The sequence below is a fragment of the Niastella sp. sgz303648 genome (assembly GCF_059587045.1).
The window spans coordinates 388,273-414,717 of record NZ_JCAPSW010000003.1 but is presented as its reverse complement, the minus strand read 5'-3'; the positions used below and the strand labels follow the sequence as shown (position 1 = coordinate 414,717).

Genomic DNA, 26,445 nt, shown 5'->3' with positions numbered 1-26,445 from the left:
TTTAACGTTTTTTACAATGGATTCCCAGATAGACGAAATACTTCGCCGTAATCAATTAAGTGTTACCGGTAGCCGTAAAAGGATTTTGGAATTGTTTTTACAGAGCAACGGGGCGCTTGCACATGGCGATATTGAAAAAAAGACCGGTGAAAAATTCGACCGGGTCACTGTTTACCGCACCTTGCAAACTTTTCTTGAAAAAGGGATTATCCATACCATACCCACACCCGATAATTCGGTACTATATGCATTGTGTAAAGACAATTGCAGCGAAGGACATCACCACGATAACCACGTTCATTTTGTTTGCCGGGAATGTGGTAAAACTATATGTCTTGCCGACATTACTGTTCCCGAAGTAAAACTGCCCAATGGTTTTTTACCCGATGAAGTTCAGATGGTAGTTACCGGTTTGTGTAAAGAATGCCAGTAAATATAGTCTGCCAGTTAGCAATTTAATGTTGTTTGTTAAGACATTCTTCAACACATAGGATTCTTCTATGCGACTTTCTATGTGTTATTTGTGCCTGGTGGTGTAATAGCTTAGTTTGCCTGAACTAAACGACATTGGGTAATGACTGGCAACGAGTGTCGTAGTTGTTATTTATTTCGGTGTTCAATAACCGGGAATGTGTTTTTTAGTTTTTCTGACCCAAATTAAAAATCGCTTAAAATAAAGCGCACTTTGCGAAACTCTAATGCTCAAACCTTTTTGCTTTGATAAAAACCTGTAAAAAAGTGCTTTATTTTTTGTGAAATGAATGTTAACCGGTTAAATGTTCAGGATTGAAATCATTATAAAAACAAAGCCCCGATGTAGAAACACCGGGACTTTTGGTTAAGGCTCTGATTAGTAGCTATTTTATGATGAAGGGTAAATTTTCAATACCCTGTATCAGACTTTATTCTGTGGTACAAATATAATAGAATCAATTAATATTTTGCATACCATGAAATGGGTATTTTTTCCCGGTTAATGATGAACGTTTAGTTCATCCATTTCTTTTTTTACGAACTGCATCAACTGTTTTATGTAATCGGGCGAAAAATCAAAAACCAATCCGGCTGCACTATATAATTCAGGAAGTGTTTTTGTTCCACCTAATTGCAAAGCCATCATATAATGGTTTAATGCAGTGGTTTTATTTTGTCTGAACTGCATCCATAACCCTATTGCACCTAACTGGGCAATACCATACTCAATATAATATAAAGGCACTTCGAATAAATGCAGCTGCCGTTGCCAGGCATAGGTGCGGTAGGTTGTAAGCCCTTCCCAGTCAATTACATCAGACGAAAATTCGTTCAGTATCTCCATCCACTTTGCAGCCCTTTCTTCAACCGTATGTGTTGGATTTTCGTATACCCAATGTTGAAATTTATCAATAGTGGCTATCCATGGAAAAATAGTGATCACTCTTTCGAGCTGGTGTTCTTTGGCCCTGATCAGATCTTCTTTTTTATCAAAAAACACATCCCAGGCATCCATACTGAATAATTCCATCGACATGCTGGCAACTTCGGCTATCTCCATAGGATACTCTTTAAACGAGGTTAACTCCAATGGATGGGCGAGAAATGAATGCACGGCATGACCGCCTTCGTGTACCATAGTGGTAACATCGCTCATTTGCCCCGCCGCGTTCATGAATATAAAGGGTGCACCTGTTTCGGCCAGCGGACAGTTATAACCGCCGGGCGCTTTGCCTTTACGGCTGTCGAGATCGAGCCGTTTCATTTCGCTCATTTTACGAAGACAATCGGCAAAGAACGGATGTACACGATCGAAGCACTGAATACTTTTTTGCAAAAGTTCATCACCGGAACTAAACGGGTTTAGCGGTGTTACTCCTTCAGGCTCTGCTTCTGTATCCCAGGGTCTGAATGAAGTAAGGCCCAGCTTTTTCTTTTTCCGTTCATTGATAATATTTACAAGCGGCAGCACATGTTGCTTTACTGCTTCGTGAAAATTAAAACAATCTTCCTTCGTATAGTCGAAACGGCCCAGTTCTTTAAACTTGTAATCGCGGTAATTATCAAAACCGGCGTTTTTGGCAATCTGGTTTCTTTTTTCAATTAAGCGGGTGAACAGATCGTTTAGTGCCTCTTTATCCTGTAACCGTCTTTCATTGATTTTACGGTATACGCTTTCACGCAGATTTCGATCATGATTTTCGAGAAATTTGGCGGCCTGTTGCAGAGTGTATTCCTGACCGTTTACTTCAACCGTCATTTTACCGGCAATGGTGCCAAACTGTTGTTGTAAAACGGCCAGTTCCGATTGCAGGGGAATATTTACTTCGCGAAACAGCTCAATGCTTTTGCGTACTCCGCGCAGGTATGTAAAATACTTTTTGGTATCCAGGTCATTTACAAAAGGATTTTCAACCAGTTTGCGGTTCAGCTTATCGGCATAAGGCTGAATTTTAGGCTGAATTTCGGTTACAAAAAACACAAAAGCCTCTTCAAGTGCCTTGTTTTCGGTATCGCAGGTCATGCGAATCTGGCGCCAGCAGGCATCTTCACTTACCACGGCTTCCAGTTCGCTCATATCGTGCAACCATTTTTCAAGGTTGGCCCTTGTATCAACAGGCCTGTCGAGCAGGTTTTTAAAATATGGCTCCAGGTTTTCCCAGGTGGTTACCGTAAAATTTTCAGGTAAAAAATGCCTGGGTAATTTTTGTATGTCTGCGCTGTAGTTCATTCAAAACGATTTTAAAAGTAAAAGCTACAAACTTCAGGTATAAAAACCAGCAGTTTGTAGCTTGATTTTGATATTTTAAGTTGATCAGTTAACAAGTTTACAGGTTGATAAGCGTGGGGTTCTTCCTTATCTTTTCAACTCGTCAACTTTACTTCTTTTTGCTGGCTGCTTTCTTTTTAGCAGGGGGGTCTGTTTCTTCAGCATCCTCTTTTTTAGCCTTTGGAGCGGCCTTTTTCTTGGGAGCTGCTTCTTTTTTCTCTTCTGTTGCTTCTTCTTTTTTCGCAGCAGATTTAGCAGCAGCAGGCTTAGCTTCTTTTTTAGCCGGTTCTTTTTCTTTGATTTCTTTAGCCTCTTTAGCTGCCTTAGGTTTTTCTTCTTTGGCAGGGGCTTCTTCTACTACTACCGGTGCTTCTTCTTCTGCAGGCTCTTCGGAAGCTTCTCTTAATTTGATTTCAACATCGTTTGCTTTCAGCACGCCAAACCACTTAACCATTTTCTTCATATCGCTTGAGTATACACGGTCGAAATCGAGATCGGGATATACTTTTTCGAAATATTTTTTAACAGACGCATTATCTTTTTCATCAGGCAGTTTTTCGCTGCTGCTGCTCATGGCCGTAAATATATCTACCAGATTAACATTTTCGCGAACTGTATATACTTCAATACTTTCCAGATGTGAAAAATTATGTATCCGGCTCGAAACGAACTTTGAGCTCTTATCTTCTAATGATCGTACAATAGCGCCATCGGATTTACTACTCACCAATTCAAATAATCCCGGTAAACCCGTAACGGCAACAATTTTAGCGTATTCCATATCAATACAAATTTTTTAAGGAGTTGCAAGATAAAATGATTTTGGCAAACCGTGTTCCAAAAAGGGGCCGAAAGTCGGAAAAGTCCTAAAGTCCTCAAAATGTGGAAGTCGGATGTAAGACTTCAGCGGTCTGGGAAGACGGGATCGTGGCTTACAGCGGAAGTTGCCCCTGATAGATGTGGGAGGACCTCAGGCCGGGCGCAAGCTGAAAACGGAAGCAGGACACTATGGTGTGGCTATCTATCGTTCCACAACCCGCTCACTGCTCAATTCATTTATGGCTATCATGTTGTGCTTCCTTGGCTCAAAAGCAGCCTGGCCACCCCAAAAAACCAAAGATGCCGGACTAAAAATAAAAGTTGGAAGGCGAGGCAGATCCTGATGGCGATCGGAACGGAAGACGAAAGCCGGGTGTCGGAAACTGAAAATGGGAGTATAATCCCTATGGCTATCAGAGACGAAAGCCAGGATCGTTGAACCTATTATCGATTTTAACAGGTTTCAGGATATTTTTATCTCCTTACTTTCATCACGGGTATTTCCGATTCCCAACTCCGGGAGTTCTCAGCACTAACAGATTTTTCTATTAAAACTGCGCAGGTTTTGGGCCAAAGCGGCATCCAACTATAACATCACTTTTCCAATAACTAAATTTCATAGTATGAAAAAAGCGATTTTATTGTTAGCGATTGCATTTACGACCGTTATGGCCGTGCAGGCCCAGGGCGGCGGTCCCGGAGGTGGCGGATTTCAACGTCGTACACCGGAAGAAAGACTTAAACAGGCAAAAGAAAAAATGGCCGATCTGAAGCTCGACAAAGACCAGAATACAAAAACCGATTCTGTTTTATTGGATTATTATAAAGCTCAGGATAAAATGTTTGAAGATATGAGGAGCGCCGGCGGTCCTCCCGACCGTGATCAGATGCGCGAAAAAATGCAAAAACTGGCGGGTGAGCGTGATGATAAGCTGAAAAAGATCTTTAACGATGACCAGTTTAAGAAATGGAAAGATGAAATAGAGCCTTCTTTGCGTCCACAACGCGGCGGTGGTGGTAATCGTGGCGGCGGCGGCAATAACTAATGGCTTTGATGCACACGTTATAGGATGTAACCCCGGTAGTTATCTATCGGGTTTTTTTGTGGTCAATGGTGAATGGTCAATGGTGAATAGCTGTTGATATATTAAAACGCTGACTAAATTTATCAACCTGATTGACCAGTAACAGTTGTCGATTGACCATTGACTACTCACCATTGACCATTCACCTACTGTCCCATCCATTGCTTAAACGCCGCGGCATTTTCCTGGCTGATGATAATTTCTTCGGGTACCAGCGGTGATACTTCAAGCAGCAACTTGCTTTTCGGGTATGCCTTTATGCGTTTAATAGCGCTCATATTTACAAGATATTTTCGGTTAACCCTGTAAAAAACCGCGGGGTCAACCTGGCTTTCAATATCGGCCAGCGACAGGTCCATGATAAATTTCTGTCCGCTGTTGTCTACCATGCACACCAGTTTATGTGTGGCATAAAAATAAGCCACCTCCTCGGTTTTAATGCTGACGTAATCGGTACCGCGTTTTACCAGAAAACGTTTTTTATAACCGGTATCGGGCCGGGCCGATTGCCAGGCCGACAAATTTATATAACTGGCCGTAAAGTATTGTTTCAGCTTCTGGTATTTTTTCAGGGCAGCTTCGAGCTTATCCTGCTTTATGGGTTTCAGCAGGTAATCGATACTGTTATGTTCAAAAGCCTCCTGCCAGTATTCATCGTAGGCGGTGGTAAAAATTATCGGGCATTCAATATTAATGTGGTCAAATATTTTGAAAGATAAGCCATCGCTCAGTTCAATATCCATAAAAATTAAATCAGGCATAGGGTGTTGCTGCAACCAGTTAACCGCTTCTTTAATACTTCCTAAAACGGCATCTGTTACCACCGTCTGCTGGCATTGCATCAGGGCATTCTGCAGTTTATTGGCTGCGGGTTTTTCGTCTTCTATAATAACACATCTCATATTCAGACAATTTTTAAAACCGGTAAACAAACCGTAAAATCATCGGGCGCTTCGCTAACAGTTATTTCTTTACTGGTGGTTAATTTATAACGTTCGCCCAGGTTGTGTAATCCTATGCGCGAAGATGCTTTGCGCAACACTTTTTTTCGAACGTGATTATGAATGATCAGTTCATCATTTTGCATTTCTATCGTAATCACCAACGGCAACGTATCGGAAAATTCGTTGTGCTTAATGGCATTTTCGACCAGTATTTGTAAGGAAATAGGAGGAATAAGGTATTGATCGAACAAATCTTCGCTGATATTGACTTGTAATTGCACGGCATTTTCAAAACGTATTTTTAATAAATAAAAATAATCGCTTAAAAACAGCAGCTCTTCGCGAAGCAATACCAGCTCGCGCGCTTTATTTTGCAGTATATACCGGTATACATCGGCCAGGTTATCGTTAAACTGCCTGGCCTTTGTAGGATCCTGTTCAATAAGGTGCGACAATGTATTGAGCGAATTGAAAATAAAATGCGGATCGATCTGGTTCTTCAGCGCCTCCAGCTCTGCTTCGGCTTTAGCTCTTTCGAGTTGTTCTTTTTTTAGTTTTTCGCTTTCTGCTTCGCGCACCAAAAACACGGTTTCATAAATATGCGTAATAAAAAGCACACAGATCATTATGATCAGTGTACTTGTGGTGATCACGTTCCAGTCGATAATACCATTGTTAAATATCTTATACCAAACAACCAGCAGTAAAGCACTTACCGGAATGGTATAAAACGAAATGGCAAGCACCAGTGCGGCTATTTTTTTTACCGGTTTATTAAACCAGTCGAAATAACTACGCAATGTAAAAAGCAGGTAGCGGTTTCCTTCCCAGATAATAAAAGCAATACCGGTGGTAAACAAAAAACCAAGTTTCAGGTTCCACATCGAAAGCGTTGCATGGTTTATCATACCCGTAACAAGGGGTATAACAATACCAAATACAGGGATGAGTATAACCCTGAACCCGATATCGTTCAGCCGTTCAACGGCGGGTGATTTTTTTATCGGCTCATTTTTGTTATTGATCGTATGCTTTTCCAGCCTGATTCCTTTTTTATTGACTGTGTAAAAATTAGCAAATAGATTCGAAAAAAATATTCATTTAAGAACTTTTTTAACCCTAAATAAATCATATATGCCTGTAATAAACTGGCTGGCGGTTTTGGTAGCCGGCATTTCATCTTTTGTAGTTGGAGGCATTTGGTACTCACCGGGTTTGTTTGGTAAGGCATGGATGAAGGATAATAAATTCACCGAAGAGCAGATCAGAAAAGGAAGTAATAAAGGTAAAGTTTTTGGCTTCACGCTTGTTTTTTCATTGCTGATGGCTGTTAACCTCGCCATGTTTCTGGCAACACCCGAAGGATGTGTTCCCCAATGTGCCAATAAACCCGACATCACCTGGGGCGCTATGGCCGGTTTTTTAGCCGGCATCTGGACGTTTTGCGCCATTGCCATTCATAGTTTGTTTGAATTAAAAACCTGGCGACTGATTTTTATCAATGGATTTTATAGTGTAATTGCCCTTACTCTTATGGGTGCTATAATTGGTGCGTGGCGATAAATTATGATGAACGCACCAGCATATGTTTTGTATTTAATGTCTTATTAGTATAGCTACGGGAAGCAGTTGGCAGTTTGCCAGTGGCTGAAAAACGCCACCGGCAATTGCCAACTTATAGTTTGGTAAACTCAATTTAAGTTTCGCATAAAAAGCGCAACTCTTCTTTAACCCTAAACAATCTGCATTATGACAAATGCCATCAGCTGGTTCGAAATACCTGTTACTGATATGAACCGGGCACAAAAATTTTATGAAACCATATTCGGTATCGCTTTAACAACCCTTGATTTGCCCAATATAAAAATGGCGATGTTCCCTATCGACAATCCGATGGGTGGTATTGGCGGTGCACTGGCCGATACAGGCGGGGTTTTTCATAAACCATCTGCCACCGATGGCCCGTTAATTTATTTAAATGCCAACCCCGATTTGCAATTGGTATTGGATAAAATAGAAGCTGCCGGCGGAAAAATTATGGTGCCCAAAACACAAATATCTCCTGAATACGGATATATGGCCGTATTTATTGACAGCGAGGGAAACCGCATCGCCTTACATTCCGTACCTATGTAAGGATTTTTGGATTTTGAGATTTGTTGATTTCGGAATTTAAATCACAAAATCCCGAAATCACAAAATCAGAAATATTAACCTACTTGTTATGTCAGCAATTGATTGGAGCTGCTTTGTAACCCGTATAGCAATAAAAGCTCCCATAGAAGAATTATACCTTGCCTGGGCAACAAGGAGCGGTATCGAAAGCTGGTTTCTGAGGCTTGGTGAATTTAAAAACAGGGATGGAATTGAGCGTGAGCCCGAAGAAAAAATTAAGGTGGGCGATACTTATAAATGGTTATGGTATGGATGGCCCGATGAAACGGTAGAGTATGGTCAAATACTCGAATTAAATGATCATGATTATTTGAAATTCGGTTTTGGTAAAGCGGGCATTTGTACGGTGCGTATAAAAATCGAAGAAGGTGAACATATTGTTGAACTAATTCAGTCAGCTATTCCTACTGATGAAAAAGGTAAATATGAATTTTATGTAGGTTGTAAAACCGGCTGGACTTTTTACCTCGCAAATCTGAAATCGATTCTTGAGGGCGGTATTGATCTGAGAAATAAAAATGTAAAGCTGCAGAAGGTGCTGAATAGTTAACTTGTTAACCAGTTAACTGGTTAACAAGTTAACTGGCTTAGGCTATTTCATACGTGTGAACATTATTTCCATGGTTTTTGTTTCCTGCCCGTCCTGTGTCATAAACATTTCCAGTTTTTGGGTATTGTCGTTTATCACCGTGAAGATCTGTTTTACATCCATTTCTTTACTGGTTGCGGGATCAACTGATTTGCCTTTGAGTGTAGCTGATTTTGATGCGGAGTCCCAGGTGCCTTCCATATACATAATGCCGGTTCCCATATTATCTATCCATGTACTGATAAGTATTTTTTTAGCATTGTCCCAGCCCAGTGTGCCCATGCCTTCGAATGGTTGCCCCATCATATTGCCGGTATGCTGGCTTTGCTGGTAACGGCCACCCATTATCATTTTATTTACGCAGGTTGAGCTGCTTTTGGTAGGCGGCGCTCCCGGTTGCATCCACATTGTTACATCTTCTTTCCATTTTCCGTCCCATTTAGCAATCATTTTATGTACTTCGCCCGGTGTCATGTAATCGGTCCATGCTTTCATTTGTTCCTGCGTTTGGGCATTAACTGAAAAGCTGTTTATCAAAAACAGCGCGGCAGCAGCCGCAATGGCAAGTTTTTTCATAACTGTTCGTTTTTTTAAAGGTACTAATTCACCGGAGGTAACATATCATAAACTGACAAATATCAAATGTGGGACGATGAAGCCGGAAGTTTGTAGTATGAAGCCGGAAGGAATGTGTGTAATGGTAAATTTAATAATTTTCAATAAACACCATGTGAATTATAGCGAGGTTAGGTTTTAATTACCATTATCATCATACGAATAAATATTGGAAGGCAGCCGCACACTTCAAATTAATAAGAAATAAAGATTATCGTTACCTATTTCGCATCGAAAATAATCATTCACTTTAATCGGGGAATTGCGACTTATCGATATTCGGAATTATGCGCAACGCGTTTTTGTAATACACTTTTTTAAGAATAGTATCTGGTAATCCCATACCATACATAGCCCAGAAGGCGTGGTATTTTTTGTGATAGGGAAAGTATTCATCTTCGGTTTCCAGTACTCTGAAATACGTGGCGTATTCTTCAGGTACCCAGCTGTCTTTACCAAATAATATACGGTCCTGGTATTGCTCAAAAAATTTACGCGCCATGCGTGGTTGCCGGCCTAATTCGGCAATCACTGCTCCGAATTCAACATTTACATTTGGCATTTCATCCAACAGCTTACCCAATTTTGCCAAATCGTTGGGATACCAGCCAAAATGGGCGGCAATGAACGTTGTTTTCGGATGTTTCCTGAACATGCGGTGTTGTTCTTCAATCAATACTTCCCAGGGTGCGGGATCCGAATCATTTCTTTTACGGCCGGGATGTGAAGCAATTTCGAGCCAGCGTTCATTGTGTTCATCTTCGGGATCCCAGAACGGCCTGGGATCGGCGGTGTGAATAAGCACGGGTATTTTTAATTCACCGCATTTATCCCAAATGGCATCAAGGCGAGGATCGTCTACAGCTACCCGTTTGCCGCTGTTGTCCTGAACAGAAAGCCCCAGGTTTTTGAATATCTTCAGGCCATTGGCACCATACTTTACGTCTTCTTCAAGCTGTTTAACTGCTTTCTCCGTCCAGCCGGGTTGCCCAATACCGCCAAAGTCAATATTGGCAAATACAATAAATCGTTTGGGACCGGCGGTGCGAATGTTGTCGATCTTATTTTGTAACCTGTTGCCATTGTCGCCGCTGAGGTTTACCATCACCGCCATGTTCAGTTTGTTCATTTCGGTTACCAGTGTTTTAATGTCTGATACCGACATACTCCACTGGTGATTATGCACATCAATAAAAGGGAATTTTGCATGAGTTAACTTATGCTCGGGTACAACCAGGGTTGAAGTTGGATTGTATTTTTCAAAATCCATATGCGCACTGTTTTGCGCACAGGCAGCCAACAGGGAAAGAAAGGAGCCGGTTGTAACGATTAACTTCCTCATACAAATATGTTTAATACCAGATCCCTGAAATTAACAGCATTTGGGAAGAATCTGAAACCGTTGATGGAAATTCTAACCGGCAATAGGCCATTAGCTCAGATTCATTTTATACGCATCAGCATATTTGTTGATCCATTCGTGCAGGCGGTGCACATCATCTTTTTTAAATAATTGTGTACCGGGGTTCATGGTGGCGGCTGTACCGCAGGCAACGCCGAAACGAATGGTTTCGCGTAATGATTTTCCCTGCGACAGCATCCACACCATACCGGCTACCATGCTGTCACCTGCACCAACCGTACTTTGCTTTTTGACCGTTGGCGTTGGCACATGTTCGCAAGCGTCGCGGGTAACCAGCAGGGCGCCCGAGGGACCCATAGAAACCACCATTACTTCGCAACGGCCCTGTTTAATCACTTCCATGGCTGCATTATCAACTTCATTCAGCTCAAGATGTTCCCTGCCAACGAGAGCGCACAGTTCGCTTAAATTGGGTTTCAGCAAATACACGCCTTCTTTGGCTGCCAGCTGCAGGGGCTTTCCCGATGTATCGATAATATAGCGTGCGTTTACTTTTTTGGCTACTTTGGCCAGCTCGCCGAAAAAGTTTTCGGGCAAACCGGGCGGCAAACTTCCGCTTGCCACAATAAATGAAGGATGCGGTTGTAACTGTTGTAGTACTTCAAAACACTTATTGGCTTCCTGCTCACTAAGCGATGCCCCGGGCATTACAAAGCGGTATTGCGAATTGGTATCGGTTTCGCGTACAACAAAATTTTCCCGGGTTTCGTGCTCAACAGCAATGGATTTAAATTGTATACCGCGACCTTTTAAATAATTTTCGATCAGCTTTCCATTCATACCACCCGATGGAAATATAGCCAGTGATTCGCCTCCCAATTCCTTTATGGCCTTGCTTACGTTAATGCCTCCGCCGCCGGCTTCGGTGATCAATTCGTTGCATCGCATTTTTTTCTCAGGCACCAGTTTGTTTACAGATGTGCTTTTATCAACCGCGGGGTTCATCGTAATAGTAACTATCATAGCTAAAATTTTTTGATTTTGAGATTTTGGGATTTTTAGATTTAATCAGAAACTTTTGAACAGAAGAAATCCCAAAATCTCTAAATCCCCAAATCCATAAATGTTTTCTCTATTCTTTCGTGCAGTACTTCATAGGGGGTGTAGCCCGAAGCCAGCATTATAAATTTCGATTCACTAACCTGCATCAACAGGGCAGGAAAACCGGTTACCTGCAGTTGTTTGCATACAGTAAATTCATAATAAGCCTTTTCTTTATAAGCCGGGTCTTTGAGCAGCTGATAAAATTCTTCGGGCTGAATAGCATATTTCAGCAGCAGGTGGCGATAGGCTTCGTTGTCGTCTAAATCGCGGCCTTCGTATTGCAAAGCAAATAGCATATCAGCAGCAAAGGCAACCTGGTTATCGGGGTAATACTCTTTAAATATGCATAGCGCTATAGCCGGTTTTTCACTATTGGGAAACCAATCGCTCAGGTTTGGATTTTTCAAATGCCACAAAAAATCCTGGCCAAATGCAACACCGGTATGTTCCTGTACAACGTTACAGTTGTTTAACATGTATTCGGCCATAACTGCAATGGGTTTAGGTGTATCGGTAATAATCATGCCGCCCGAAAGCACTTCAAACTGTGCCCGGTTGCTAAAGTTGCCGGCAATTTTGGTAATAACCGAACTAAACGCATAACACCAGTTGCAATAAGCATCGTAACAATAATAAATAACAGGCCTCATAATTCACGTGAAATTACGGCGATACTTTCAATTGCTAAGTCAGTAGTTGCGAAAGGGGACAGCTTAATTATAAAAAAACGGCTATCTGTATAATGAACAGATAGCCGTAAGGCAGGTATAATTCTATTGGTTATTTTTTTCGCTTTCTGTAAATAAGAATGGCTTCTTCGGGTTGATTGTTACCGATTCGAACAAGTCCTTTTAACGTTAGTATATTTTCATCAACACCAATTACTACAAATACTTTTGAATCGGTGCCGCCATTGGCATCATTAAGTTTTAATACGGTGGGGTGACGTTCGTCAACCACTCTTTTTCCCATTTCGTATTTTACTTCTTTTACCAGTTCTTCTTTAAGATTCCATTTATACTGTTTAATCTCATTTGTACATCCGTTTTTGCTGGTGCCAAGGTAGGTTTTAGCATTGAAATCGGGCATCAGTTCCAGTTGCTGGTCTTTACGGCATTCATCAAATTCCCAAAAGGCATCAGATGAGCGATATCCATCTTTATTTAAGTCAACAGGATGTTTGAATTTCACACTCTGCAGTACCCAAAAACCCGTAAACTGTGACGTGTCGTATTGGGCATACAATGTTAGTATAAATAGAAAACATGCGGTAAAAGAGGCTAAAATTCGTTTCATAGTATAAGATTAAGGGTATAGTTTACAGAAACGACTTCTGTTAAAAAAACGCCGAAAGATCAAAAATATTTCTTTAAAAAGGAAATGTTTTGGTTAAAAAAAACTTCATAATTTATTTATTAATCAATGTTTCAAGTGTTGTTTTTGTTAACAGCCAATCGGGTTGAATAATGCTATATACAATTGTATTGCGAAATGTTCCGTCGGTGTTTATTCTGTGGCATCGTAAAACTCCTTCTCTGATACCTCCGATTTTTTCAATGGCTTTTTGTGATCTGATATTGGTTTCTCTTGTTCTGAATTCAACTCGCATGATGTTGTTCCCGAAGCACTGACTTAATAGTAGATATTTACTTTCTATATTAATCTTTGTGCCCCAAACTTTTGGCGATAACCACGTAGGGCCAATTTCGAGCTGGCGGTTGTTAACGTCGATATTTATAAAACCGGTACTGCCACAAACGGTGTTGTTTGATTTTGATCGTATCACATACGTAACCTGCTGATCGTTCAGATTTTTGTTTTTCAAATCTTCAATGAAACTGCTGAAAGAGTGTTCGTTTGTTATAACATATGGAAGGTTTTGCCAGATCGATGCGTCAAATACAATTGTTTGCAATTCAGGAATGTGGTCGTTGGTAAACCGTTCAAGAGTAATGTAATTTCCATGCAGGATTGGTTCAAAATGCATGCTTTGAATGATTGGTTAAACTTTATTGTACTTCGATTCACTCACACTTCAACTTCGCTCAGTGTATTTTCAGGCATCCTTCAACTACCCGACTTCGCTTAAACTGCGTTGGCGAAGCTTTCAGAATAAAAAAGTCCCCGGGTTTCCGGGGACTGCAAAATATACTTTTATAAATATAATGGTTAAAAGTGTCTTCCACGACTACCGACACCGCCTGAAGATCTTCCTTCACTGCTTCCACCACCACCCGATGGGCGTGAAAAATTTCCTCCACCGCCACCACCGTTGCCACCGCTTTCGCGGCGTTCAAATGAACGGGGCGCCTGAAAATTACCCTGAGGCTGCGAAGGCCGGCTTTGTTGCTGGGGTTGATAAACCCTTCCACCACCGCCGCCACCATAATTACCTCCTGAAGGCCTTTCAAAATTGCGTTGCGGCTGGCTGGGCATTTCGCGGGGCGTTCTGTTCTCAAACTGGTTGTAATTACCCCTGTTTGGCATGTTACCATTTTGATCAAAGCGGCGTACCGGATCACTGTTTTGTGGTTGTTGAACACCACGGTCAGGATTTTGCTGAACGCGGCCGCCAGGATTTTGACCAACCGGGTTATTACCTCGCCAGTTACGGTTTATATCACCACCATTGCCCTGCATCTGGTTTCTGTTTTGAGGCTGAGCAATTATTCTGTCGCCATTGAAATTGCCCGGATTTCTCCATTCACGGTTATTGCCATTAGCCTGATTGCCGAAACGGTCGCCGTTGTTCATTCCGTTCCGCTGCGTAAAGTTTCCGCCGTTGCCATCATTCGTCATCTGGCGACCTCCCCTGTTTCCACCAACATCATTGAATCCGTTACGGTCGTTGCGGCGATTGAAATCATTGAAACGGCCCGAACCATTATTCGCCCATTGCCCGCCATAGCGGCCGCCTCTGTCGGGCCCGTTACGCGGATAATCTCTGGTAACAATGCCGGTTCTGTTCCGATAGATATTAGTGTTGTAATAGTTGTTGTTGATTACTGTTACGTTGGTAGATCGACGATATACATTATAGCTGTTGTATCCATAATAGCCACCGCGGTAGTTGTACGAAGGACCATAATAAGCGGGACGGTAAACACGGGGGCCCCACCATCCGCCGCCATAACCCCAGTAGCCCGAAGAATAATACGGACTGCCAAAACCAATGTTTATATTAAACCAGTCGTAGCCAAAGCCTACACCAAAACCCCATCCAAACCATGGGTTATAGCGAACGCCAAAACCCCATGTATACGGACGAGCGTAATAATATCTGTGGTACCAGGGGCGGTAATAATAACCGGTTCCATAAACTACTGTAGGGCCATATACATATGCATTCAAATAGCCCGGCGTATATCCCATGTACACATAATCAGGTGTTACATCGTAGATATCAACATACTTCATATAATAAACCGGGTAGCGGGGCGGTATAAGCGCTACAGCATAAGGGCGGGTTACGCAAACTGACCAGGGTCCAACCGCATTGTACGCTTCGAACCAGATGCCATCATCCACGCAATAATATCTGCCCCTCCAGCGAATTACCGATACCGGCGAGTTAAGCGCATAAGCCATATCGGTTCCGTCGATATCTTCAAACTGTGGATCGCCATCGTAATTTACATCGGCGTGCACTTTATTACGTTCTACTTTGGCGGTTTGTGGTACCTGTGCATCGGCTATGGCATCATTTGCCTGATCGGTGCCTGCTATGCTGGCCAGTACATTGTCTTTTGGTGATCCCTTTGGAATTTTTGCAAAGTCGGCCGGCAATTTATCAGAAGCTACATACTGCCACTGACCGCTGAGTGTTTTGGAATGATACCAGCGACCCGACAGCAACACGTAATACTCCTGTGAATTGATGTCCATGAAAATATCGTTCTCCGAATTTGCTACATACAATAAACCGGTGCTTTCAACAGGAGCAAAATTGGCTTCACCTTTTGACTGAATCAGTTCGGCCGGCTCGGTGCTAACGATGATATTGTAAATCGTATTGGCATCGGTTTCTTTTCCCTGATCGGCATCGGTTTTCTTATCGGCGTCTTTTATAGCAGATTCAATTTTTTCAAGGTTCGATGGAACGTTGGTGACCATTTTGTAAGAACCGGTAGCAGCGGTAGCTGTGTACCAGTGCTTGCCGCCGTACAAATAGTAACGGTCGTCGTGGTTCTTTACAATCACAAAGGGAGTGTTCACAACGGCATCAACGCCCCACTGGTCGTTGTGCTGCAATTTGGGAGCGCCATCCATCACCACAAGAATGGAAGGAACATTGGCATAAATAACTTTTGGCGGGGTGTTATTGATTTGACCTGCGAGGTTACTTTGTTGTTTGTTCAGATCGAGGGCTGTTTGCAATTCACTTTGGGAAAAAGCAATGTCCCACGCGGGAATTTTATCTTCCACAGTGTTGGCGATGCTTTCGAGTTTATCGTCGTCGGTTATGCCGGGGAGTTTAATGTTGGTGATGTAAATAGATTTCACCAATACCTGCTGCCCTTCGGTGCTTGTGGTAGCTTTTAACCACGCAACCCCAAAAACGGGTTCTGATTTACCGTTTTCCATTACAGATATGGCGGCGTGTGCCTTTAAAGTGTTGTCTTGGAACGACTCGGGCTGCCATTGATATAATTTAACGATGGTGCCTTCGGGTGTTGTGGCTGTTTTTGGCCAGTTTTCCTGGGCCATAACAAGGTGGGTGACCAGACTACCCATCAAAACCGCCACAAGTGTAAAGATCTTCATATGGGAATGTGTTTATTATTACGGAAAATTATAACCTAATTTACTATCATTTGACGGTAGTTTTAGTTAGTAGGTTGTAAAGATGAACAGTATTGGCAAAATATTAGGTTAACATATGTTAACGAAAGCGTCACTGGCGTCAATTCCGTTCGGTAAATTTTTGTATATGTAAGGAGTATAATCAAATAAGAATTACCGAATAACTTTATGTGAATAATTTGGACTCTTTATGACTGTTTGACCGATATGCCTGATTTGACTTATTTTTGGTCGATTACGATATGAAACAGCGATCAAATTTATTTATTGCCCTTGAAGGGATCGACGGAAGTGGTAAAAGTACTCAAACGAAACTCCTGAGCCAGCAATTAACAAGTCAGGGACATAAAGTATATTCCACATTTGAGCCAACTGATAGCCCCATAGGTTCTTTGATCAGAAATATATTAAAGGGCAATGCTAAAGCCGACCACCGCATTATTGCCGGATTGTTTGTGGCAGACCGGTTAGACCATCTTTTGAATGAAGAAAACGGTATTGTAAAAAAGCTTGAGGAAGGATATACGGTGATCACCGACCGGTATTGTTTTTCATCATACGCATACCAGGGTACACATATGAGCATGGATTGGGTGATTCAGGCAAACTCCATGAGCGTCGCAATATTAAGGCCCGATATAAATATTTTCATTGATGTTGATCCTGAAGTGAGCATGCAACGTCTGCACAGCAACAGGGATAATATAGAGCTGTTTGAGACACTCGAAAATTTAAAAGAGGTTCGGGCAAAATATTTTGAAGCGTTTGAAAAGCTGAAGTCGGAAGAGAATATTGTTATTGTTGATGGAAACCGGTCGACTGAGTTAATTGCAAAAGATATCTGGTCAGAAGTGTTGAAGAGGATAGAAGTACAGGAGACAATTGTGAAAAACCGGTAGGTATACTTCATCAGTATAAAGAAAAAACCGGCGGTTATGACTGCCGGTTTTTTTATGAATTGCATCTCGCCTACGCCTGATGCCTGAATTTTTCGATCCTTCGCCTTCTCATCTGCGCTAAGTCTTATCCGTGCTCTGGCGCCGACGCCTAAAGTTTCAGCGACTCGCTAACAGCGGTCGAATTGCTCAGGATTTTTAATGCGCCTCCAGCCAGTTAACGCCCGATCCAACTTCTGCTTCAACGGGCACCTCGTTTGGTAATGGCAGCGCCTGGCGCATACAGTCGAGAATAATAGGTTTTATAGTTTCCAGTTCATTTTTTACGGCATCAAACACCAATTCATCGTGCACCTGCAGAATCATTTTCGATTGAAACTTATGCTTACGAAACTCATGATATACCTTCACCATGGCCAGCTTGATCATATCGGCCGCTGTTCCCTGAATAGGCGAGTTAATTGCATTTCGCTCGGCAAATCCGCGAACGGTGAAATTGCTTGAATTAATATCCCGCAGCCAGCGTTTGCGACCCATAATCGTTTGTACGAAACCGTTTTCCCGGGCAAAATTAATGGTATCATCCATATACTTCTGAATGCCTGAGAACTGCTTTTTATAGTTGTCGATGATCTCTTTGGCTTCGGTTCTGCTAATGCCGAGGTTATCGGCCAAACCAAAGGCGCCTTGTCCGTAAATAATACCGAAGTTTACACTCTTGGCTTTGTACCGTTGTTCTTTGGTAACAGCCGATTCTTCTATCCCATATACCTTAGCTGCAGTGGCCGTGTGAATATCCACTCCTTTTTTAAATGCTTCGCACATGGCAGGATCGCCGCTGATGCCTGCAACAATGCGCAATTCAATTTGCGAATAGTCGGCCGAGATCAATATGCGGTCGCTATCGCGTGGAATAAATGCCTTACGAATTTCTCGTCCTTTTTCGGTGCGTATTGGTATGTTCTGCAGATTGGGATTATTGCTTGCCAGGCGGCCGGTTACTGCAACAGCCTGGGCATAGGATGTATGCACGCGGCCTGTTTTACGATTGATCAGTTCGGGCAGCGAATCTACATACGTTGATTTTAATTTGGTAAGCTCACGAAACACCAGAATATCTTCAACAATCTTATTCTGATGCGCCAGTTTCATCAGCACATCTTCACCGGTTGCATACTGACCGGTTTTTGTTTTTTTGGCTTTGGGATCGAGCTTTAATTTTTCGAATAACACTTCGCCTAACTGACGCGGCGATGCAAGGTTGAATTTAATGCCGGCCTGCTGGTATACGCTGTCTTCTGCAATCGCAGCTTCGCGTTCCAGTTCTTTTGAATATTCGCGTAAAAAGTCAACGTCAATTTTTACGCCTTCATATTCCATATCAGTCAGCACTTTTACCAGCGGATTTTCTACTTCCTGAAAAACCTTTTCAACTTCGCGGCTCTTTATTAATGGAACAAATACCTGTTTTAACTGCAGGGTTATATCGGCATCTTCAGCTGCGTAGTCGCTTATTTTATCAAGTGCCACATCACGCATGTTCAGCTGATTCTTGCCTCTCTTTCCGATCAGTTCGTCGATGTGAACGGGTTCGTAACCCAAAAAGCGGGCGCTGAGCAAATCCATACTGCGTTTGCCATCAGGTTCAATTACATAATGCGCCAGCATGGTATCGAAGGTTTCGCCTTTCAGTTCATAACCATACCACTTTAATACCAGCATATCGTATTTCAGGTTCTGCCCAATCCATAAAACATCTTTTTTATTGAATACGGGATCAAAATGCTTCAGTATTTGTTTAGTAGCCTCCTGATCGGCCGGGCAGGGAACATAGTAAGCCTCGCCGGGTTTGTACGAAAAGCTCATGCCCACCAGTTCCACATCATTGGCGTCTATGCCGGTGGTTTCGGTATCGAAACATATTTCTTTTTCTTCGAGCAGTTCTTTCACCAGTTTTTGAATGGCCTCTTCTTCCTGTATACTACGGTACTGGTGCTGCGTATTGTGAATATTTTTTCCTGCCTGTAATGCCTCGCTATCTTCAACTCTATCTTCATCTGCTGTGGCTTCTGACTTCTGACTTCTTACCTCCGACTTCTGCTTTGTTTCAACGGCATTGCCAAACAAATCGGTTTGAACGCCCTGGGGTACCGGTGCTACACCGGGAACAATCGATATTTCTTCGCCCAAAATACGTTTGGCAACGGTTTTAAACTCCAGTTCAATAAACACTTCTTTCAGCAGGTCTTTATTCCATTCTTTCAACCTGAAATCTTCTTCGTGAAATTCTATCGGCACGTTGGTAATAATAGTTGCCAGCTTTTTTGAAAGAATAGCGGAATTTTTTCCGTTGCGGATCTTTTCACCAAGCGCGCCTTTAATGCCGTCGGCTTTTTCCAGAACATTTTCGAGCGTACCATATTCGGCAAGTAGTTTGGCGGCGGTTTTTTCGCCTACGCCAGCTATGCCCGGAATATTATCAACGGCATCGCCCATTAAACCGAGTATGTCAATAACCTGGTGTACTTCTTTAATATTCCATTTTTCACAAACTTCTTTGGCGCCGAGTATTTCGGCATCACCACCCTGGTAACCGGGTTTATAAATTTTAATATTGCCATCAACAAGTTGTCCGTAATCTTTATCGGGGGTAACCATAAACACCTGATAGCCGGCGGCGGCTCCCTGTTTACTTAAAGTGCCAATAACGTCATCGGCTTCGAACCCATCAACTTCAAGCACCGGAATATTAAAACCGCGAATTAATTTTTTGATATCAGGAATGGCGGCGAGCAAATCTTCAGGCGCATCCTGACGATTGGCTTTGTAATCGGAAAATTCAGTGTGGCGTTCAGTAGGTGCGTGCGTATCAAAGCACACAGCCATATGCGTAGGTTTCTGGTTATTTATCAGATCGAGCAGGGTATTGATAAACCCAAACTGTGCATTGGTGTTTTTGCCTTTGGAGGTAATTCGTGGATTGCGGATAAGGGCATAATAAGCACGAAAAATCAGCGCCATGGCATCGAGCAGGAATACTTTTTTTTCCATTACTTGTTTCTCCATTTTGATCTCCTTTAATATTCTCAATGCCCCGAAGTTAGCAACAATGATGGTTAAATAGCCACCGGTTGTATAGTTAAATGGAGATAAAAAGGTAATGTACTGCAACCCTTAACGGGAGCGGTTTTCAGGTAAAAAGTTTGAATGGAAGGTCAGTTTCTTTTGTCGGGGTAGCCATGGGCTGAAATAAACCGCGGTTTACTTTCCGTTTTCCGAAGCGATTTGCTGAACAACAGTTCCTTTGTCAACAGCGATCATATAAAGAACGGCGGCCAGCAACAAAAAAGCGAAAAGGTTAAACAGGCGGCGACGATGACGGCGTTTCATGTGATAGGGATTTTGGATTGGGATTTTTGGTTGATATCTAAAGAGTTAAGAACGGCTGTATGGGGATAAATATTTTAAACGCAAATAAAAATTCTGCGAATAAGAAACGGTTACAGGTTACAGGTTTAATGTTGCAGCGTTCTTTTAAACCGAAATCTGTAAGTTGCAATCTGTAATTTATAATAAAAAAAATTATTGTTTCATTTCCTGTAACTGCTTCTGCAGCGAAAACATTTCATCGCGCAGGCGTGCCGCTTCCATAAAATCAAGATCACGTGCTGCTTTTTCCATTTCTTTTTTGGTTTTGGAAATGGCTTTTTCGAGCTGCGGAATGGTTTGGTAAACGGCTTGTTCTTCAGCCACCATGGTTACCAGTTCTTCATTGGGCGCCAGAGCGTATGGGTTTGCGGGGTCGTACCCTTTAATATCCAATACCGATGTTTGGGCAAACACCTGTTCCCGTGATTTTATTACTGTTTTTGGCGTAATGCCATGTTGTATGTTGTGGGCGATTTGTTTTTCGCGGCGGCGATCGGTTTCGTCGATAGTCCTTTGCATGCTTACCGTCATGGTATCGGCATAAAAAATAACTTTACCATCAACATTTCGGGCTGCGCGGCCGGCAGTTTGGGTAAGCGATTTTTCGTTACGTAAGAAGCCTTCTTTGTCGGCATCCAAAATAGCCACGAGCGATACTTCGGGCAGGTCGAGCCCCTCGCGTAATAAGTTTACGCCTACCAGTACATCTATTTCGCCCAGCCGCAACTGGCGCAGTATTTCTACCCGCTCCAGGGTATCAACTTCGCTGTGTATATATTTCGATTTGATATTGATGCGGTGCAGGTATTTATCCATTTCTTCGGCCATGCGTTTGGTTAAAGTGGTTACCAGCACCCGGTCGCCTTTTTTAACCCGCAGATCAATTTCATCGAGCAGGTCGTCGATCTGGTTAACGCTTGGTCTGATCTCTATTGGCGGATCGAGCAACCCGGTTGGCCGAACCACCTGTTCAACCACTACGCCACCTGTTTTTTCGAGCTCATAGTCGCCGGGGGTGGCCGAAACGAACACGGTTTGATCGAGCATGGATTCGAATTCGTAAAAGTTGAGTGGCCGGTTATCGAGGGCTGATGGTAATCTGAAGCCGTAATCTACCAATATCAGTTTTCGGCTTCTGTCGCCCCCATACATGCCGCTTACCTGCGGAACGGTTTGGTGGCTTTCATCTATAACACATAAAAAGTCTTTTGGAAAATAATCGAGCAGGCAGAAAGGCCGGGTGCCTGGTTTGCGGCGGTCGAAGAACCGCGAATAGTTTTCAACGCCGTTACAGTAACCCAGTTCGCGAATCATTTCAACGTCGTAATTCACCCGTTCGTTCAGGCGTTGGGCTTCGATGTATTTGCCGGTATTTTTAAAATAGGCTACCTGTGCTGCACATTCGTCCTGTATTTCGTTCAATACCTGCTGAATCATGTCCTTTGGCGCCAGGTACAGGTTGGCCGGAAAGATGGCGGCGTTTTCAACCATGCCAATGCGCTTACCGGTTTTGATATCGAGGCTTTCGATGGTTTCAATTTCATCGCCAAAAAAAGTAATACGATAGCCAAAATCAACGTAAGGCAGGTTGATGTCGACCGTATCGCCCTGAACCCTGAAAGTACCACGGGTAAAATCGCCCTGGCTTCTCATATATAGTGAGTTTACCAGCGAATGCAAAAAGCCCTGTCGTGATAAAACCTGGCCCTGCTGAATGCGTATGATACCATTTTCAAACTCGGCCGGGTTACCAATACCGTAAATACAGCTTACCGAGGCAACCACAATAATATCGCGGCGGCCGCTGAGCAGCTCGGTGGTGGCATGCAACCGCAGTTTATCAAGTTCTTCGTTAATGCTCAGGTCTTTTTCGATATAGGTATCGCTGACCGGCATATAGGCTTCGGGCTGGTAATAGTCGTAATAACTAACAAAATACCCCACGGCATTTTCAGGAAAGAATTGTTTGAACTCGCCGTATAACTGGGCCACCAGGGTTTTGTTATGAGTAAGCACCAGAGTGGGTTTTTGCACCTGCTGTATAACATTGGCCATGGTAAATGTTTTACCGGAACCGGTTACTCCCAGCAGGGTCTGATACTTTTCACCTTCCCTGATTCCTTCAACAAGCTGGCGAATGGCTTCCGGCTGATCGCCGGCAGGCTGATATGGTGAATATAGGTTGAAACTCATAGTATTTTAATCAGGATAAGAGCTGGTAAATTTCGCTCAAAGAAGCAAGGCCGCAAAATCGTTATTCAATTTAATACAAGTCAGGCATTTACTGTGCTTTAATTAAACGGTTGAGGCTTAAAAAAGTTGAGGGAGAATTTGTTTGCACTTCCAAGTATACCGGTGACCAGCGTAATCAGCGCAAGGCATATTGTTCTGTGGGGTTAAACATGTTTAAAAGATGTATCATCTTAGGGTCATCCTAGGGTTATCTCAGGGTATTTTTAGGATTATCTCAGGTTAAAAACCAAAAGATGACCGTAAGAAAATGCAGGGAACACCTTATGATACAACAACCTTAAATGGAGATTTACACAACTTTTGGGCATGGAACAATTTTAGGTGCCGGTGACCCAGGATATACCTGTTTAAAAATCCATTCATGACTTAGGAAAGCAAAACTTTAAAAATTGGTGGTCACAACTTATAGATAAAACAACTGTTGAGGTGCCTGCCGGTGACCAGCGTAATCAGCACAAGGCATACCGGTTTATTAAGAGTTGGTTGTAGAAAAAGATTTGAAAACAGGAATACCTTTTCCAAAGCGTTGGTCTTTGGAAAAGGTTGTTAAGGGTAATATATGGTGTGCGTTAAATTTTACGATTCAGATAACTGGTATAATCAGGTATCGAAGCCATATAGTCTTCCATCATCAGGGGCGAGGTGAGTACAAAATCGGCGGTAGCGCGGTCGCTGGCTACTATGCAGTTCCAGGCGATGGCTACGCGCAGCAAAGCTTTTACATCACTGTCGTGCGGTTGTGCTTCCATGGGGTCCCAGAAGAAGATCAGCACGTCGATTTCGCCCGAAGCGATAAGCGCGCCGATTTGCTGATCACCGCCGAGAGGGCCGCTTAGCAGGGATTTTACCGGGCGGTCTAAACTTTGTTCAAGCAGTTTGCCGGTTGTTCCGGTTGCAAGCAATTCGTGTCGTGCTAAAACCACTTTGTTAAATTCAGCCCATTCTATCAGATCCTTTTTTTTGTTGTCGTGCGCTACAAGGGCTATGCGTTTACGTGCATTTAATTTTCTAACTCTTAGCATAAACTTATGGTCTTGTTATTTTTTATATGTGCGACAAGGTAGTTTGATTTTGAAAAACTTTAACTGATGTAAAAGAAATTTCTGAAACGCCGAAACGTTTTCCACATTCGGGCATAGTAATTGTAAATAGTGTAATCCCATTAAATTCAATGAAGAAAGGCGTATTGGTTTATATTTTATGCCTGTGTGCGTATGTGTGTACAGCACAGGATGAAGCGTCGGGATTTCCGGCAGCTTCGGTCTTTTCTGTGGATACTTCTTCGTTTATAGCCGATCTTTCAATAATTATTAGGGAAAATTCGAGGGTGGTTCTGAACTGGAAACAGCCCGAAGACACTACTTTTAAATTTGCTGTAATAGAAAGAAGCAGCGGCGGACGCGATTTTGAAGTGGTGGCTGCTTTAAAGCAATCCGATATAAAACCCGAGAACGAATGGGTAGATGACGCACCGGCCCGGGGCCGTAGTTTGTACCGGGTGCGTTTTTCGGGTAAAGACAATCAACCGTTGTACTCTAAGGTAGTTTCGGCATTAATAGCCGGCGATATTTCATTCAGGTTTTATCCCAATCCCGTCGATAATATTTTAATCGTTCGTTCCGAGTCGGTACTCGATCTGCAAATTGTAGATGCGGTAGGCAAACAACGCGTAAGCCTGAGTAACCTGCAGGGCCTTCAAACCATCAATGTTTCCTCGCTCGAAAAAGGCATTTATTTACTTCGTATCAACAATCATACAACCGGACTTCTTACCCAGGAAAAACTATTAAAGAACTGAGTTGAGATGAATAGGAGTCCCGTGTATTGAGAACATAAAACTCATAATTTGATGGTTTTATGGCGGGTTGGTCTTGTACATTTCAAATAATATATCCACAATTGACCACCCGGTAAACACGGGTTTTTGCCTCCTAACGGTGTTTTATAATTTACTGGCTTTTAGTTGTTTAGGAAACTATGTATTAGTACGGAGAAACAGTTAGTAAATGGCCAATTACCTTGGTATTTTTACTATTACCACAAAATGGTATTGCAGATATCGAATATCAGCCCTATTTTTACCTCGGTTTTTCATAGGATATTGGATTTTAAAAGCGGGGTTGAATGTCTATTCAGACCCCTTTTTTATTTTATACAAGTTCCGTACTAACCTCTCCCATATATTTCCCTAAAGAAAATATGTTTCAAAAAAAATCGTCCCGGGGAACCGGGACGATTTAACTTACTAACCCATATAATTCAACTAAAACTCATTTGGCAAATGTGCAAATTTAGATTTCAGGAGCCGCTGCGTGCTTACCGGTGAACCAGATTAATCAAGCTAAGGCACACCGGAAATCGAAGCCGGCTTCATTTGCTGATTTTTTCATTTGCTGATTTTCAAATTAATTATGATGCATTTTGCATTTCTTTGATCTTTTCCCTGATCTTGATTTCGATTTCGTTCGACAATTCAGGGTTATCGATCAGTAATTGTTTAACAGCGTCGCGTCCCTGACCCAGTTTATCGCTGTTATAGCTGAACCAGCTTCCACTTTTATTCACAATACCCAGTTCAACACCCATATCCAGAATTTCGCCGGTTTTTGAAATGCCTTCTCCGAATACAATATCAAATTCAGCTGCGCGGAAAGGAGGAGCTACTTTATTTTTTACCACTTTTACTTTTACACGGTTACCAATTGCTTCGTCACCATCCTTGATCTGTGCGGTACGGCGAATATCGAGCCTAACCGATGCATAGAACTTCAGGGCGTTACCACCGGTAGTTGTTTCGGGGTTGCCGAACATTACACCGATTTTTTCGCGCAGCTGGTTAATGAATATGCAAATAGTATTTGTTTTATTGATAGTGGCGGTGAGCTTACGCAGTGCCTGCGACATCAGGCGGGCCTGTAAACCCATTTTGCTGTCGCCCATTTCGCCTTCCAGTTCACCTTTGGGCACCAGGGCAGCCACAGAGTCGATTACAACTACATCCAGTGCACCTGATAATATAAGGCGGTCGGCGATTTCGAGGCCTTGTTCGCCATAATCGGGCTGCGAAATGAGGAGGTTATCTACATCAACGCCCAGTTTTTTAGCGTACAAGCTGTCGAAGGCGTGCTCGGCATCTATAATGGCGCACATGCCGCCTTTTTTCTGCGCTTCGGCAATAACGTGAATGGCAATGGTTGTTTTACCTGAAGATTCGGGGCCGTAGATTTCTACAATACGACCTTTTGGTAAGCCACCTACACCCAGTGCTGAATCGAGGCCGATGGAACCGGAAGATATCACTTCAATCGGGTCCTGCGACTTTTCGTTCATCATCATCACACTTCCCTTACCAAAATCTTTCTCAATTTTATCTATTGTAAGTTTTAGCGCTTTTTGTTTTTCGTTTTGTTGTGACATATGGGGAGTTTTATGTTGTTTCAAATTTACCGATTGCCAAATGTAGAGAAAATTATATTATCTACACTAATTAATTTAGTAAAATTAGCACTAATTTTTTTGGCGATAGGCGTCCGATATATAGGGTCAATTAAAAAACGCAAATGTGTAGTTTGGACAAAAACTTTTAGTGCCGGATCCGGCCGATAATTGGGGAACCTGTTAGTGTTC

Annotated in this window: 23 protein-coding genes; 7 read left to right on the top strand and 16 right to left on the bottom strand. The window is 42.6% G+C overall.

Annotation, left to right across the window (positions count from 1 at the left end; all coding sequences use genetic code 11):
• Positions 1-16: 16 nt before the first annotated feature.
• Entirely contained in the window at positions 17-433 is a 417-nt protein-coding gene (locus tag AC59IL_RS10575) for a Fur family transcriptional regulator (RefSeq protein ID WP_496552089.1), read from the top strand.
• Between the two features lie 540 nt (positions 434-973).
• Here AC59IL_RS10575 and AC59IL_RS10570 read toward each other — a convergent pair.
• Positions 974-2,704 (bottom strand): M3 family oligoendopeptidase, encoded by a 1,731-nt coding sequence (locus AC59IL_RS10570; RefSeq protein WP_496552088.1) that lies wholly within the window; start codon positions 2,702-2,704, stop codon positions 974-976.
• A gap of 148 nt (positions 2,705-2,852) precedes the next feature.
• Positions 2,853-3,524 (bottom strand): DUF5606 family protein, encoded by a 672-nt coding sequence (locus AC59IL_RS10565; protein WP_496552087.1) that lies wholly within the window; start codon positions 3,522-3,524, stop codon positions 2,853-2,855.
• A gap of 661 nt (positions 3,525-4,185) precedes the next feature.
• Between AC59IL_RS10565 and AC59IL_RS10560 the strand changes: the two genes are divergently transcribed.
• A complete protein-coding gene (locus AC59IL_RS10560) occupies positions 4,186-4,608 on the top strand; it encodes a DUF4890 domain-containing protein (RefSeq protein WP_496552086.1) in 423 nt (140 codons plus the stop codon).
• Between the two features lie 185 nt (positions 4,609-4,793).
• On the opposite strand, the gene AC59IL_RS10555 is transcribed toward AC59IL_RS10560, so the two are convergent.
• Together AC59IL_RS10555 and AC59IL_RS10550 are read right to left on the bottom strand one after the other, a co-directional pair.
• Complete coding sequence (locus tag AC59IL_RS10555; RefSeq protein WP_496552085.1) at positions 4,794-5,549, bottom strand: LytR/AlgR family response regulator transcription factor; 756 nt, start codon at positions 5,547-5,549, stop codon at positions 4,794-4,796.
• 2 nt (positions 5,550-5,551) lie between these two features.
• Positions 5,552-6,499 (bottom strand): sensor histidine kinase, encoded by a 948-nt coding sequence (locus AC59IL_RS10550; protein WP_496552084.1) that lies wholly within the window; start codon positions 6,497-6,499, stop codon positions 5,552-5,554.
• Between the two features lie 226 nt (positions 6,500-6,725).
• On the opposite strand from AC59IL_RS10550, the gene AC59IL_RS10545 reads away from it, so the two are divergent.
• From AC59IL_RS10545 to AC59IL_RS10535, 3 genes are all read left to right on the top strand, one after another.
• Positions 6,726-7,154 (top strand): DUF1761 domain-containing protein, encoded by a 429-nt coding sequence (locus AC59IL_RS10545; RefSeq protein ID WP_496552083.1) that lies wholly within the window; start codon positions 6,726-6,728, stop codon positions 7,152-7,154.
• Positions 7,155-7,340: 186 nt separating this feature from the next.
• On the top strand, positions 7,341-7,727 hold the full coding sequence (locus tag AC59IL_RS10540; RefSeq protein ID WP_496552082.1) for a VOC family protein: 387 nt from the start codon (positions 7,341-7,343) through the stop codon (positions 7,725-7,727).
• Positions 7,728-7,815: 88 nt separating this feature from the next.
• A complete protein-coding gene (locus AC59IL_RS10535; protein WP_496552081.1) occupies positions 7,816-8,316 on the top strand; it encodes an SRPBCC family protein in 501 nt (166 codons plus the stop codon).
• 42 nt (positions 8,317-8,358) lie between these two features.
• Here the strand turns inward: AC59IL_RS10535 and AC59IL_RS10530 are convergent, their stop codons facing one another.
• From AC59IL_RS10530 to AC59IL_RS10500, 7 genes are all read right to left on the bottom strand, one after another.
• A complete protein-coding gene (locus AC59IL_RS10530; protein WP_496552080.1) occupies positions 8,359-8,931 on the bottom strand; it encodes a DUF1579 domain-containing protein in 573 nt (190 codons plus the stop codon).
• A 289-nt stretch (positions 8,932-9,220) separates the two neighbouring features.
• Entirely contained in the window at positions 9,221-10,312 is a 1,092-nt protein-coding gene (locus AC59IL_RS10525; RefSeq protein ID WP_496552079.1) for an amidohydrolase family protein, read from the bottom strand.
• A 90-nt stretch (positions 10,313-10,402) separates the two neighbouring features.
• Entirely contained in the window at positions 10,403-11,356 is a 954-nt protein-coding gene (locus AC59IL_RS10520; RefSeq protein ID WP_496552078.1) for a 1-phosphofructokinase family hexose kinase, read from the bottom strand.
• A gap of 80 nt (positions 11,357-11,436) precedes the next feature.
• Positions 11,437-12,087, bottom strand: coding sequence for a DsbA family protein (locus AC59IL_RS10515; RefSeq protein ID WP_496552077.1), 651 nt, complete (start codon positions 12,085-12,087; stop codon positions 11,437-11,439).
• A 130-nt stretch (positions 12,088-12,217) separates the two neighbouring features.
• Complete coding sequence (locus AC59IL_RS10510) at positions 12,218-12,733, bottom strand: hypothetical protein (protein ID WP_496552076.1); 516 nt, start codon at positions 12,731-12,733, stop codon at positions 12,218-12,220.
• A gap of 112 nt (positions 12,734-12,845) precedes the next feature.
• Positions 12,846-13,424 (bottom strand): GNAT family N-acetyltransferase, encoded by a 579-nt coding sequence (locus AC59IL_RS10505; protein WP_496552075.1) that lies wholly within the window; start codon positions 13,422-13,424, stop codon positions 12,846-12,848.
• A 182-nt stretch (positions 13,425-13,606) separates the two neighbouring features.
• Complete coding sequence (locus tag AC59IL_RS10500; RefSeq protein WP_496552074.1) at positions 13,607-16,201, bottom strand: hypothetical protein; 2,595 nt, start codon at positions 16,199-16,201, stop codon at positions 13,607-13,609.
• A gap of 281 nt (positions 16,202-16,482) precedes the next feature.
• Here AC59IL_RS10500 and tmk point away from each other — a divergent pair, with 281 nt between their 5' ends.
• Positions 16,483-17,139 carry a dTMP kinase gene (gene tmk, locus AC59IL_RS10495; protein WP_496552073.1) on the top strand — a complete coding sequence of 219 codons (657 nt, stop codon included), beginning with the start codon at positions 16,483-16,485 and terminating at the stop codon, positions 17,137-17,139.
• Positions 17,140-17,334: 195 nt separating this feature from the next.
• Here tmk and polA read toward each other — a convergent pair whose 3' ends face one another.
• The 4 genes from polA to AC59IL_RS10475 all read right to left on the bottom strand — a co-directional run bounded on the left by polA (position 17,335) and on the right by AC59IL_RS10475 (position 23,840).
• On the bottom strand, positions 17,335-20,187 hold the full coding sequence (polA, locus tag AC59IL_RS10490; RefSeq protein WP_496552503.1) for a DNA polymerase I: 2,853 nt from the start codon (positions 20,185-20,187) through the stop codon (positions 17,335-17,337).
• 210 nt (positions 20,188-20,397) lie between these two features.
• Entirely contained in the window at positions 20,398-20,526 is a 129-nt protein-coding gene (locus AC59IL_RS10485) for a hypothetical protein (protein WP_496552072.1), read from the bottom strand.
• Positions 20,527-20,718: 192 nt separating this feature from the next.
• The gene (gene uvrB, locus AC59IL_RS10480) at positions 20,719-22,758 is read right to left on the bottom strand and encodes an excinuclease ABC subunit UvrB (protein ID WP_496552071.1); all 2,040 of its coding nucleotides are present in this window, start codon (positions 22,756-22,758) and stop codon (positions 20,719-20,721) included.
• A gap of 629 nt (positions 22,759-23,387) precedes the next feature.
• Positions 23,388-23,840 (bottom strand): methylglyoxal synthase, encoded by a 453-nt coding sequence (locus AC59IL_RS10475; RefSeq protein ID WP_496552070.1) that lies wholly within the window; start codon positions 23,838-23,840, stop codon positions 23,388-23,390.
• A gap of 149 nt (positions 23,841-23,989) precedes the next feature.
• Between AC59IL_RS10475 and AC59IL_RS10470 the strand changes: the two genes are divergently transcribed.
• Positions 23,990-24,616 carry a T9SS type A sorting domain-containing protein gene (locus tag AC59IL_RS10470; protein WP_496552069.1) on the top strand — a complete coding sequence of 209 codons (627 nt, stop codon included), beginning with the start codon at positions 23,990-23,992 and terminating at the stop codon, positions 24,614-24,616.
• Positions 24,617-25,227: 611 nt separating this feature from the next.
• Here AC59IL_RS10470 and recA read toward each other — a convergent pair.
• Complete coding sequence (gene recA / locus AC59IL_RS10465) at positions 25,228-26,235, bottom strand: recombinase RecA (protein ID WP_496552068.1); 1,008 nt, start codon at positions 26,233-26,235, stop codon at positions 25,228-25,230.
• Positions 26,236-26,445 lie beyond the last annotated feature (210 nt).